Source organism: Ruegeria sp. AK11, assembly GCF_056541095.1.
The window spans coordinates 70,378-82,060 of record NZ_JBQFXU010000002.1 but is presented as its reverse complement, the minus strand read 5'-3'; the positions used below and the strand labels follow the sequence as shown (position 1 = coordinate 82,060).

Below are 11,683 nucleotides of genomic sequence, written 5' to 3'. Positions count from 1 at the left end.
ACATTCATGCACGACGCAGCATCCGACAAAATAGGCTCGAAGCGATCATGCGGCAGCGGGATAGCGCTATCGCCCTATCCTGACACTCTCAGACCTCCAGCACAAAGGCCGGATCGAACGCCACCTCCTCACCTGGATATCCCCGCTGGTTCGTGACAAAGCGGATCGGTCCGTGGTCGCTTTCGAATCTCCGGCTCTCTCCCTCGTGGCTGTGCCCCCAAATCCATGTGTCGATGTCGAAGCCCCGGATCTCGTCCCAGAGGTCGCAGGCAAACCCGTTGTTCATCGCGCGCTTCTCGTGGCCGCCGATGGTGCGCCACGGGGTGGTCAGTTCGCGCAGCGGCAGGTGGTGGGTCATAACTACGGTCGGGCCATCATATGGGGCACGCAGGGCGGCGAGGATTGCAGCTTTGTCCTGCGCATGACGTTCCAGCATGTCGTCGATGGTAAAGCGGGTATCGGGCGCGGTGTGAATGGCATGGTAGTCCTGCATGTAGGCCGAGACCATGATCCGCGCGAGGTCGTCGAACTCTGGATAGAGTTGCGGATTCGTCCAGAGCGTCGCGCCGATGATACGGACGCCCGCGATTTCGGTCTCGGCCCCATGCAGAACGCGGACGTCGAGGCCTTCGGCGCGCAGTTCGGTAAGCTGGCGCTCCTCCTCGGTCAACAGTTCCGCCCAGACCGAGCCATAGGGTTCATGATTGCCCCAGATCACCACGACCGGGCAGCCATACTTCCGTGCCGCGCTTGCGGGGATTTGCAGATGCCGTCCCCGCGTGTGCGTGTCGCCCGCGATCAGAACCCCGTCTACCGGCGCGGACAGGTCAGGCAGGTCGAAGCCGCCCCAAAATTCGTCATGCAGGTCGCTCCAGACCAGAAACCGCGCCATACCGCGCCCTCATTTGATCGTGTGATAGTGCTATCGCCCTATATCTCCATCGCACGCCTATTGCAGATACACCCTGATTGCATCCAGCGCCTTAGCCGATCCGGCAAGGCTGAACCTGTGCGCCAGCCCGCCAAAGCCGACTTCGGCCCATTCCGCCGCGCGGATGTTTTCGACGAACAGCGCGGTCGCGCCCATGCCTGCGGCGGAATAGTTGTCGAACAGAATCTCGCCGCCGCGCGCCTCGAAGTCCAGCATCTCGCCGTTCGAGAAGGTGAGCTGCACCCGTTCCCGCGCTTCTGGAACTTGCCCGCCTGGCAGCACCTTCACGGCGCAGTTGTCAAAGGTGCAGGCCCCGTCCGGCCCCAGCTCGCTCACCTCGTCCGAGCGTATGAGCCAGATTTCATCCCCCGTCTGGCGGCGCGGGCTGACATCGCCCGTCGCATTGGTGAAGGTCCAGAATTCGGCCCCGCCTTCCAGTGATGCCTCGAAATATCAGCCCCCGGCCATGACAGGGCTGGCGAGCGCGATCAGCGCGGCGGTGAACAGCGTTTTCATTTCTTCAAATCCTCTGCCGGAATATCGACCCCCGCATCGGCCAGCGCGCGGGCGATGAGTTGGCTCATCGACAGGCCGCGTTTGATCACCTCCAGCCGCAGAGCCTTGTGGCCCTCGGCGCTGATGTAGAAAGAGGTGTGCTTCTGCTCGCTCATGCGGTGGCCTCGCGGTGCAGGGCAGCGAAGCTGCGCAGTGCCATGGTCAGGGCCTCAAAGCTTATTGCGTTATCGGTGAACACAGCGTTGCCCGCCGTGACGCGCGGACCATAGCCGCCGCGCGCACCCACGCGGATATCGAATTGCGCCCCCGTTTCCGGCGCGTGCAAACAGCGCGGGCTGTGCCAGAATTGCTCTTGATCGGCAGGAACCAGATCGGCCTCCAGCCCGAGCTGCGCATCGAGCAGGATATCCAGAACGAGGTCCAGCCCCCCTGCGGCGCGTTCCTGATCCTCAATCGTGGCGTTGGTCTGGGTCTGCGTAACCCAATGCGGCACGGTGAACTGGACAAGAAAGGCCTGCAAGCGGCGCTGCACGCCGTCCGGATCGTGAAGGTTCAGCGATACCATTTTTCGCGCCCCTCCGATGCGACAAAGATTCCGGCAGCGATGGCGAAAGGTATGGCGGCAAGCCCACCCAGCAGCATGAAGCCAATGACGTCGCCTGTGACAAGAAAGCCAAGCCCGACGAGGAGCGGCAGCAGGCCAATCGCCGCCACGATACCAGCCCGAACCTTCAGGTAGCGCCCAGTGAACCCCGCGCCCAGAACGCCCTTCTTTGCGCCGCAGGACGGGCAAACCCGTGCCTCTTCGTGGATCTCGGTCATACAGTGGGGCATTGGGGCATGGGTACTCTCCAACTCGTCGAATGTATGTTAAAACAGGTAGATTTAAAAGCGTCAAAGCACAATAGCATTGTGCATGAAAACGACGCCCAAGAGCCCCCTGCGAGACATCGTCGCGCGCAATATGCGCAAGCTGCGCGCCGAGCGTGGCTGGTCGCAGGAGTATCTGGCGAACGAGGCCGGGCTGAACCGAACCTATCTCAGCGCGGTCGAGCGCTCGGAACAGAACATCTCGATCGACAACCTGTATCGGGTGGCCGAGGGGTTCGGCGTTGAGGCTTGGACGCTGCTGAAGCCTTAGGTGTCGTCTCCAAGATCTTGATCAACAATGGCCTGCCAGGCAGCCATGTCCCGTTCATAACCGTGCGGTCGATCATCATCGCCGTAGTCGTCAGGATTAGGTGGTTGGGGGAGATTTTCCGGATGAAATTTGTACCTGGTAAGGACTTTAACTGATCCACGGATCATCTCGGGATCCACGCGGGGCCAGTCACCTGTATCAGCCATGACGGCATGTCGAGCAACTTTCATCCGGGTCTTCCAATCCATGGTTGGATACTCGCGATCCAGAAACTCAAGGATTTTCATGAGGTCGTCGATTGCACTCTCAATGATCTGTGGTGTCGGCTTGAGAGAACGTCCCATTAGGAGCATATCCAGATCGACGTCGATCATGGTTGCGAGCCTAGCAAGTGAGTCTGAAGGAACAGGCCGCGCGCCACTTTCATAGGTATAATATGTGCGCGGCGTGATCCCCATCAGATCAGCCATATCCTGTTTCTTTAGCTGTCGGTTGATTCGAAGGGTTCGCAAGTTTTCGTGCAGAGGCGACACAGGGGAATGATATGCCCGCCTGTAATCGAGCAAATCTTGCTTCATTCGCTCGCGTTTGGCCTGCTCTTCTTCTTCAGGTGTAGGCGGTTTCTGCGGAACAAACGGCATGGCACTCCTGATTTCGGAACATATGTTCCGAAAATGTAGAATATTTGTACTGTCGCGTGACTTCTTACCTATGGCCTGCAACTTCTTGCAAGAGTTTACGAAGATTGCAGGTGGAGAAATGTCGGAGCTTCTAACGCAGAGTCAGACACCAGAGGCGTGGAGCGTGAGCTTGCGCGAACACGGCGTGCATGTTTCGCCCCGGCTTATCCGGGAAAAGGCGCACAGGACCGGGAACTTCTACAATATCGGTCGTTTGATGTAGCTGACACCCGAGCACCTCGAAGCGCTGATCAAGTCGTCACAGAAAGCGATGGGCCAATAAAGATGAATGGTGCGCCCGGCTCCTCTTTCGGTTCGGAAATTCTGGCAACGGGCAAGACACCGGACCAGTGGGTCGAGGTGTTGGTCAGCCGTGGGATCCGGATTACCGAACGAACGGTTCGAGAGAAGGCAAATCGGCTGGGTGCACGATTCAAGATTGGAAATGCGTTGATTATCACCCCATCGCAACTCGACAGAATTTTGATGTAGAGCCAAGGATGCCGCTCGAACCCTACCAACGCGGATCGGTCTACTGGGTCAAGGGCTGGATCGAATACAACGGTCGACCGATCGCCGGTCCATATCGCAAAAGCACGCGAGCGACTACTGAGGCTGCGCAAGGGACTGGATAAGGGATGAAACGGAACTTCAGATCCGTAAGCATGTCATCGGCGAAGAACACACCTTGCGATTTGCTGACGCCGTTGAGATTTATCTCCCGTCGCCCCAAACGGCGAAGCAGCTCCTGCCGATACTGGAAGAAATCGGGGACTTGCCTCTCGGTGCGATCACGGGGGCGCTACTCAAGAGCCTTGGACCCAAACTGAAACCGAAGGCTTGCACAGATACTTGGTGGCGCGAGATCGTGACTCCGGCGCGCGCGGTCATCAACAACGCGCACGAATTCAAGGGGACGCCACTCCTGCGGGTTAAACGGTATGACAAGTTCGAGCGGATTGCCCAAGATCAGCGCAGGCAGAAAACCAGCCGAGTTGAGCGCATCCCGGCAACGCGCGAATGGATCGAGGCGTTTTGCGCGGCGGCCGATCCCTACAATGCCGCGATGGCGCGCTTCATGTTTGAGACGGCAGCGCGCATTGACCAGGCGATTTCAATTGAGCCGGACGATCTGAGACCCGAAACCTGCGAGGTTCGTATCAAGGCTCAGAAAGGCCATGCCGAAAGCTGGATTGCAGTTTCTCCCGAAATGATGGCTGAGCTTGAGGCCTTGCAGCCGAAGCGGCCCAAGAACCTGAAAACCGGACAGCTCCTGTCTCCCCGTGTTTTTGGTTACGGCAGCTCGACCGGCTCTAACAACCGCTGGAAGACGATCTGCAAGCGTGCGGGCATTCCATACCTTTCGGCGCACCCCGCCGGGAGGCATGGGTTTTTCACAGAACTGGTGGTCCGGCAGGGCGTTGACCCAGTGACAGCAGCCAGGGCAGGGCGGTGGTAAGATCCCAATCTGCCGATGCGTATCTATGCCCATGCAGAGACCGACGAAGCCGCCATCAGGGCGCGTTTTCGTACGAAGCCTGTACAAGCGGCAAAGCCAAAATCACTTAAGAAACGGAAAACAAAGAAGGAAATCAAAGATGAATAACTCCCTCCTAAGGGGCAGGTTGCAGGTACGAATCCTGCCGGGGTCACCAAAAATACAGGATAATATGTCGGATACCGGGATTCAGCGGCCAGCGGAGTCGTCATGGTTTACTGAACATTGCGAAGGCATATGCCGAAACATGTAAAATTCGCGCCATTCGATTTTCTATAACCTTGCGCAGCCCCGCCGATCAGATCGCTACCAATCATGGCGAGGGCGATTCAGTCAATGAGGTTTCGTTCAAAAACGGTCACGTCAGTGCGTCGGAGGTTTGGTCTGTCAGTTTGCATGAAGTCAGCGCAGCAAGGGCCAACATCACGGACGCGGTGCCGAGGACCATTGGCAATCCTCCGATCTGATAGGTCAGGCCGGACAGAACCGTGCCGATCAGCCGGCCTGTTGCATTTGCCATGTAATAAAATCCGACGTCCATTGTCACGCGTTCGGACCGGGTGAAGGCCAGGATCAGATAGGAATGCAGCGATGAATTCACCGCAAATATCGCTCCGAAGATCAGCAACCCAACCACAAGCGTTGTGGTCAGCCAGGTTTCAGGCCCATTTGACAGCGATACGGCGAATGTTAGAGCCGCAGGAACGCAGAAAAGGACAATCGCCCAATTACGTGCCGCGCGGATCAAATCGCCTTCGGTTCGATCCGCCGCACGAAGGATCTTTGGCGCGTAGGCCTGCACTGCGCCATAGAGGATGACCCACAGCGCCATGAATGTTCCGATCATGAAGAACGCGGAACGGTTGCCGTCGTCGGTGCCGTCCGACAGGGCGGCATAGAAATAGATCGGGATGCCGACCACGAACCAGACATCGCGGGCACCGAACAGAAAGACCCGCGCTGCGGATAGCCAGTTCACATTGGCGGATTTTGACAATATTTCCGAGAATTTCGCCCCTTTTCGCCCCTTCGGCAGGCCCGCTGGCATGAACAGAATAACTGCGAACAGGATCAGTGCCAGAACCGCCGCCATGGCCAGAATTGCCGTCATGAATCCCAACGTGGCCAGCATGGCCGCGCCCAACAGGAAACCCAGCCCTTTGACGGCGTTTTTTGATCCGGTCAGCACCGCGACCCACCGAAACAGCCCTCCGCCCTCGGCCGGGGCCAGTAATTTGACTGATGATTTCGACGACATCTTGGCCAGATCCTTGGCCACTCCGCTTGCCCCCTGCACCATCATCGCAAAGCTGACCGAGGCGGTAACGGTCCAGTGCGGATCAAGCTGCGTCATGGCAAGCAACGCCACCACCTGCAGCCCCAATCCTGCATAAAGGGTGGACGTCAACCCGAACCGGGCGGCAATCCAGCCTGCGGCCAGGTTGGTGACGATCCCAGCAATCTCGTAAAGCACAAACAGATAGGCCAGCTGAACCGGTGAGAATCCCATGGTGTGAAAGTGCAGCAGCACCAACATCCTGAGCGCCCCGTCAGTCAGCATGAAGGCCCAATAAGCCGCCGTGACCGCGACATAAGCCGACAGTCCTTCGGGCCGCTGGGTCACAGCGAGGACCCGACCATCAGCGCCACATCCACCAAGCGGTGCGCATAGCCCATCTCATTGTCGTACCACGCATAGATTTTCACCTGTGTCCCGTTTATCACCATGGTCGAGGGCGCATCGACGATCGAGGAGCGTTTGTCATTGGTGTAATCGGTGGATACCAGTGGGCGGGTCTCATAACCCAGAATACCCTTCAGATCACCCTCAGCCGCCGCTTTGAAGAGGGCGTTGACCTCGTCAACCGTGGTGGCCCGCTCAACTTCGAATACGCAATCGGTCAGCGAGGCGTTCAAAAGCGGCACCCTGACGGCGTGACCATTCAGACGCCCCTTGAGTTCGGGATAGATCAGCGTGATGGCGGTGGCCGAACCGGTGGTCGTCGGGATCAGTGAGTTGAGGGCCGACCGTGCGCGCCGCAAGTCTTTTGCGGGCCGATCAACAATCGTTTGCGTGTTGGTCACGTCATGGATCGTGGTCATCGACCCGTGGCGGATTCCCAGATTCTCGTGGATCACCTTGACCACCGGCGCCAGGCAATTCGTTGTGCACGAGGCCGCTGTCACAATTTTATGAGTCGCGGGGTCGTATGTGCCGTCATTCACACCGACAACGATATTGGCCGTCGGGCCGTCTTTGACCGGGGCCGAGACGACGACCTTCTTCACCCCGGCATCAAAATACGGGGCCAGCTTGGCCTCGGTCTTGAACACGCCCGTACAGTCGATCACGACGTCGACGCCATCCAGCGGTAGGGTGTTCAGGTCTTTCGTGCCGATGAACGGCAGGCGGGTTCCATTCACAGTGATGCTGTCGGCATCAAAGCTGAATTCTGCTTCCCATCGCCCATGCACGGTGTCGAACTCCAACAGATGCGCGTGCATCTGGGGGTCGCCGACGGCATCGTTGATCCAGGCAATCTTTGCCCCCTGTTCCAAGAGTGGCTTCAGGGCCAGTTTCCCCATTCGGCCAAGGCCGTTCAAAGCGTAAGTCGTCATGGTGCATCCTCAAGTGGCGACCGCGCGATTTCATCAACGGCGGATTGCAGTGCGATCCGGTCCAGGCTTTCAATCGGCAGCGATGTAAAGGCTTGAATCCGACGCATCAGCGCGCCGTACGCGTTTTGAAAGGCCAGGCTTTTCTCGGCATCGGTGCCTTCTGCCTTGACTGGATCCGCCATGCCCCAGTGACCGCTGATCGGCTGGCCTTCCCAGGCGGGGCATTCTTCGTTCGCAGCCTGATTGCAGACCGTAAAGACGAAATCCATTTCAGGCGCGCCCGACCCCGAGAACTCGGATACATTCTTTGAGCGGAGCGCCGAAGTATCGTGCCCCTTGTCTTGCAGAACCCGAATTGCAAACGGGTTGAGTTCGGAAAACGGTCGTATGCCGGCCGAATACACATTGAACCGATCCCCGCCGATATCCCGCAAAAGGGATTCGGCAAAGATCGACCGGGCAGAATTACCCACGCAAATGAACAACACATTGAACTTTCGGTCAGCCATGGTTTCGCGCCCTTTGGCCAAGGGCATGCAAAGATCGGGTCGGCCACGGCAGCAATCCACGAGCAGGAAATCGAACATGTGCTGCACGTTCTTCATCTCAATCGAATAGAGCAGTGACGTCCCGGAGCGTTCCTGCTTGACCAGCCCGGATCGCTGCAACGCGTTGAGATAGTTCGACAAGGTGCTGGGTTTGATCCCCAGTTCCGACGCCAGTTCCCCCGCCGAAACAGTGTCGGGATACCGTCGCATCAACATGCGAAACACGGTGATACGTTGTGGGTGGCCAAGGATGGTCAGTTGATCAATTGCTTCTGTTATCATATTTCATGAATTATGGAATTATAGGTATGAAGTCAAAACGACTTTTGCGTCGTTACAAAAATTTCACAAACTGGAAGCTCGCCCCAATGGATTGATCATTGGCCCAATACCTCGACGACAACCTCTGGTGAAAAGGGGGGAAAGGCCCGAACGGACACAACTGGTCTTGCAGGCTTCAGGCTGACAGTTTAAATGAGCCATCTCATCCGGAAGAGACCAGTTTCGGATGACTCAAGGCGCCGCTGTAGCTCAGCTGGTAGAGCACGTCATTCGTAATGATGGGGTCGGGGGTTCGAGTCCCTTCAGCGGCACCACAAGTTTCAGTATCCACGCTTTGACGCAAACCCTTCGACTTCCGGTCGGGCCCGATTCAGTGCGGAGAATCGTGTTATGATATTGGCAAGCACTGCGTTTTCTATCACCGTACCATATCGTCTGGTCGACCAAGTATCGCTATAAGGTGCTGACCGGTGCGGTGCGCCTGCGGGTGCGCGCCATCGTCCGTCAGGTCTGCCACGAGAACGAGGTCGACATCTTGCGCGGGGTGTTGTTGAGCGATCCCGTGCATTTGTTCGTGTCGGTGCCGCCGAAGATTGCCATCTCGGGTCTGGTGCGCAAGATGAAGGGCCGTTCGTCTCACAAGGTGCAACGGGAAATTCCCGCGCTGCGCAGCCGCTACTGTGGACGCCGGTTCTGGGGCTGGGGGTATTTCTCAACCACCGACGGCGCCATCACCGAGAACATCGTGCTGCAATACCTCGAAAACCATATCGCCGATCCTGCCGACGCCAATCTGTAGTCGTTTAGTCCCGGCATCATATGAATTGAGGATAAGTGTTTGATATTGTGCCTTGGCTTAGACAATCACCTCGATCGCCTCCTGAGCGCCAACGCCAAACACCCGCTTATAGCGTTCGATCTGGTCCTTCGGGCCCATCGCCTTTTCCGGGTTGTCCGACAGCTTTACCGTCGGGCGTCCATTGGCGGATACGGCTTTGCAGACCAATGAGAACGGTGCCAGCGAGTCATTTGGAACCAGACCGCGGAAATCGTTGGTCAGCAAGGTACCCCAGCCAAAGGATACTTTGGTGCGGTCGGCAAACTGCGCATGCAATTCCTGGATTTTGTCCACATCCAACCCGTCCGAGAAAATGATCCGTTTCTGGGTCGGGTCTTCACCGCGCGCTTTCCACCAGTCGATGGCCACCTCGGCGGCGGTGGCCGGATCACCGCTGTCGATGCGAATACCGGTCCAGCCCGCCAGCCAGTCGGGTGCGTTGTCCAGAAAGCCCTTGGTGCCGTAGGTATCGGGCAGAATGATGCGCAGATTGCCGTCATGTTCGTCATGCCAATCGCTGAGAACGTCATAAGGGGCCTGTGCCAGTTCGGCATCGGTGTCGGCCAGCGCGGAATAGACCATCGGCAGCTCATGCGCGTTGGTGCCGATGGCCTCAACCTCACGCCGCATCGCGATCAGGCAGTTTGAGGTTCCGGTAAACGCGGGGCCAAGCCCTTCGATCATCGCCTGCACGCACCAATCCTGCCACAGGAAGGAATGCCGTCGCCGCGTGCCGAAATCGGCAATCCCCAGACCGTTGATCGTGCTCAGCTTTTCGATCTTTTCCCATACGCGGGTCATCGCGCGGGCATATAGCACCTGTAGCGCAAACCGGCGCATGTCGTTCAACACCGCGCGCGAGCGCAGTTCCATCAGCACCGCCAGCGCCGGAATTTCCCACAACATGACCTCGTGCCATTTGCCTTCGAAGGTCAGTTCATACTGATCGCCTTTGCGTTCAAGGTGGTAGGGCGGCAGGCGCATATTCTCGAACCATTCCATGAAATCGGAACGGAACATCTGGCGTTTTCCATAGAACATGTTGCCCCGCAGCCAGGTGCTTTCCCCCCGGCTGAGACTAAGCGAGCGGATATGATCCAGCTGTTCCCGCAGCTCACCTTCGTCGATCAAACGGGCCAAAGGCACGTGATTCGACCGGTTGATCAGGGAAAACACCACATTTGTTTGGGGCTTGTTTCGAAACACTGACTGGCACATCAGCAGTTTGTAGAAGTCTGTGTCGATTAAAGACCGGACAATCGGGTCAATCTTCCATTTATGATTGTAGACGCGGGTCGCGATGTCGACCATGGGGAACTCCTGCGATTTCCGTAGTTAGATCAATCGACAACGGGAATGGCAAGAGTCGCTGATTTGGTGACAATGCCAGCATGACGTCACAATACGGGCATATTGTGCATTGTTTTCGCCGGTTAGTGAGAGAAGGGGATGGAAAGACGAAACTGAGTTTGTGAATGGGTCTCGAGTACGATTTTGATATTGTTAATGTAGCACTGAACGAAATTGACCCGGAGAAGCTGGGGTCAGACTCTGACGTGGAACGCCAAGTGTGTGCGGTGTTTCGCGACATCAGAACAGCAGATGCGCTACGGGGAACATCGCCGAAAATCCGCAAGATTTTCCTGGATGCCGGGTTCAGCCTCGAGTCGCGGAACAGCGGCATCGTGCCCGGTGTGTTTCCGGCCGAAGATCAGGTGGACCGGGTCAGGATTCTGCGTTCTCTGTTTGAGAACATAAAATCGCGCGGCGTTCAGGGGGAATATTGCGGCGAGTTCAACCTGTGGGATTTTCTGAATTACATTCGGATGGCGCAGCCCATGGCCGGGATCGTGCGCACGCGTCAGGTGCGCAAACCACCGCCACAGCCACAGCAGCCTGTTTCGGACCGTCGGCGTTCTATTTCGGGGCGTATCGGGCTGGCGTTTGGGCTGGCCGTTGTTTTGTTTGTGACGATCAAACTGCTGGCGGCTGCCGGGGCGACCCCTTAGGTCAGCGTAACACCGGCGTCGCGCATGGCCTGCTCGGCGGCAGCCAGTGATCCGTCCATGTCAATCGCGCGGCAGGCATCCATCCGGACTGTGACATCGAATCCCAACCGGGCAGCGTCTACAGCCGAATAGTGAACGCAGAAATCGGTCGCCAATCCAACCAGTGTCAAACGGGTGATGCCTCGGGTCTCAAGATAGCCTTTCAGGCCTGTTGGCGTCTGATGGTCATTTTCGAAGAACGCGGAGTAGCTGTCGATGCCACTGCGGAACCCCTTGCGCAGGATCAAATCACCATCAGTGCGCAACTCGGGGTGAAACGCAGCACCGTTTGAGCCCTGAACGCAATGGTCCGGCCACAGCACCTGCGGGCCATAAGGCATGTCGATCAGCTCGAACGGGTTTTTGCCTTTGTGCGAGCTGGCAAAGGAAGAATGCCCCGCCGGATGCCAGTCCTGCGTCAGGATCACGGCGTCGAACTCCTCCATCATGGTATTGATAGACGCGACGATTTCGTCTCCTCCGGCCACTGCCAAGGCACCGCCCGGGCAGAAATCGTTCTGGACATCGATGACAAGCAGGGCATGGGTCATGGCGGCCTCCGTATAACTGCCTTATCGGTAG

14 protein-coding genes, 1 tRNA gene and 1 pseudogene are annotated in these 11,683 nt (G+C 57.6%); 5 read left to right on the top strand and 11 right to left on the bottom strand.

The window, feature by feature from the left end:
- Positions 1–88: 88 nt before the first annotated feature.
- From ACR0D9_RS07975 to ACR0D9_RS07955, 5 genes are all read right to left on the bottom strand, one after another.
- Entirely contained in the window at positions 89–892 is an 804-nt protein-coding gene (locus tag ACR0D9_RS07975; RefSeq protein WP_480538310.1) for a metallophosphoesterase, read from the bottom strand.
- Positions 893–949: 57 nt separating this feature from the next.
- On the bottom strand, positions 950–1,267 hold the full coding sequence (locus tag ACR0D9_RS07970) for a hypothetical protein (RefSeq protein WP_480482382.1): 318 nt from the start codon (positions 1,265–1,267) through the stop codon (positions 950–952).
- Positions 1,268–1,443: 176 nt separating this feature from the next.
- Positions 1,444–1,602, bottom strand: coding sequence for a hypothetical protein (locus ACR0D9_RS07965; protein WP_480482380.1), 159 nt, complete (start codon positions 1,600–1,602; stop codon positions 1,444–1,446).
- Positions 1,599–2,012, bottom strand: a complete 414-nt coding sequence (locus ACR0D9_RS07960; RefSeq protein WP_480538308.1) for a hypothetical protein — start codon at positions 2,010–2,012, stop codon at positions 1,599–1,601. Before ACR0D9_RS07960 ends, ACR0D9_RS07965 begins: the two co-directional genes overlap by 4 nt.
- A complete protein-coding gene (locus ACR0D9_RS07955) occupies positions 2,000–2,281 on the bottom strand; it encodes a hypothetical protein (protein WP_480487020.1) in 282 nt (93 codons plus the stop codon). Before ACR0D9_RS07955 ends, ACR0D9_RS07960 begins: the two co-directional genes overlap by 13 nt.
- Positions 2,282–2,363: 82 nt before the next feature.
- On the opposite strand from ACR0D9_RS07955, the gene ACR0D9_RS07950 reads away from it, so the two are divergent.
- Complete coding sequence (locus tag ACR0D9_RS07950; protein ID WP_456036516.1) at positions 2,364–2,588, top strand: helix-turn-helix domain-containing protein; 225 nt, start codon at positions 2,364–2,366, stop codon at positions 2,586–2,588.
- Here the strand turns inward: ACR0D9_RS07950 and ACR0D9_RS07945 are convergent.
- The gene (locus ACR0D9_RS07945; RefSeq protein WP_480482374.1) at positions 2,585–3,229 is read right to left on the bottom strand and encodes a helix-turn-helix domain-containing protein; all 645 of its coding nucleotides are present in this window, start codon (positions 3,227–3,229) and stop codon (positions 2,585–2,587) included. The genes ACR0D9_RS07950 and ACR0D9_RS07945 overlap by 4 nt on opposite strands.
- A 907-nt stretch (positions 3,230–4,136) precedes the next feature.
- On the opposite strand from ACR0D9_RS07945, the gene ACR0D9_RS07940 reads away from it, so the two are divergent.
- The gene (locus tag ACR0D9_RS07940) at positions 4,137–4,727 is read left to right on the top strand and encodes a tyrosine-type recombinase/integrase (RefSeq protein WP_480482372.1); all 591 of its coding nucleotides are present in this window, start codon (positions 4,137–4,139) and stop codon (positions 4,725–4,727) included.
- A 397-nt stretch (positions 4,728–5,124) separates the two neighbouring features.
- On the opposite strand, the gene arsJ is transcribed toward ACR0D9_RS07940, so the two are convergent.
- The 3 genes from arsJ to ACR0D9_RS07925 are packed head-to-tail and all read right to left on the bottom strand — an operon-like array spanning position 5,125 to position 8,215.
- Positions 5,125–6,390 (bottom strand): organoarsenical effux MFS transporter ArsJ, encoded by a 1,266-nt coding sequence (gene arsJ, locus ACR0D9_RS07935; protein ID WP_480482370.1) that lies wholly within the window; start codon positions 6,388–6,390, stop codon positions 5,125–5,127.
- Entirely contained in the window at positions 6,387–7,385 is a 999-nt protein-coding gene (locus tag ACR0D9_RS07930) for an ArsJ-associated glyceraldehyde-3-phosphate dehydrogenase (RefSeq protein WP_480482368.1), read from the bottom strand. The genes arsJ and ACR0D9_RS07930 overlap by 4 nt, the downstream gene beginning before the upstream one ends.
- Positions 7,382–8,215 (bottom strand): arsenate reductase/protein-tyrosine-phosphatase family protein, encoded by an 834-nt coding sequence (locus ACR0D9_RS07925; protein WP_480538306.1) that lies wholly within the window; start codon positions 8,213–8,215, stop codon positions 7,382–7,384. Before ACR0D9_RS07925 ends, ACR0D9_RS07930 begins: the two co-directional genes overlap by 4 nt.
- A gap of 238 nt (positions 8,216–8,453) precedes the next feature.
- Between ACR0D9_RS07925 and ACR0D9_RS07920 the strand changes: the two genes are divergently transcribed.
- Positions 8,454–8,529, top strand: a tRNA-Thr gene (locus tag ACR0D9_RS07920).
- Positions 8,530–8,583: 54 nt separating this feature from the next.
- Positions 8,584–9,014 (top strand): annotated as a pseudogene (tnpA, locus tag ACR0D9_RS07915) (IS200/IS605 family transposase).
- A 57-nt stretch (positions 9,015–9,071) separates the two neighbouring features.
- Here tnpA and pncB read toward each other — a convergent pair.
- Positions 9,072–10,364, bottom strand: coding sequence for a nicotinate phosphoribosyltransferase (gene pncB / locus ACR0D9_RS07910; RefSeq protein WP_480484546.1), 1,293 nt, complete (start codon positions 10,362–10,364; stop codon positions 9,072–9,074).
- Between the two features lie 164 nt (positions 10,365–10,528).
- Between pncB and ACR0D9_RS07905 the strand changes: the two genes are divergently transcribed.
- The gene (locus ACR0D9_RS07905; RefSeq protein WP_480484547.1) at positions 10,529–11,062 is read left to right on the top strand and encodes a hypothetical protein; all 534 of its coding nucleotides are present in this window, start codon (positions 10,529–10,531) and stop codon (positions 11,060–11,062) included.
- Here the strand turns inward: ACR0D9_RS07905 and pncA are convergent.
- Positions 11,059–11,652 (bottom strand): bifunctional nicotinamidase/pyrazinamidase, encoded by a 594-nt coding sequence (pncA, locus tag ACR0D9_RS07900; RefSeq protein WP_480487026.1) that lies wholly within the window; start codon positions 11,650–11,652, stop codon positions 11,059–11,061. The genes ACR0D9_RS07905 and pncA overlap by 4 nt on opposite strands.
- Positions 11,653–11,683 lie beyond the last annotated feature (31 nt).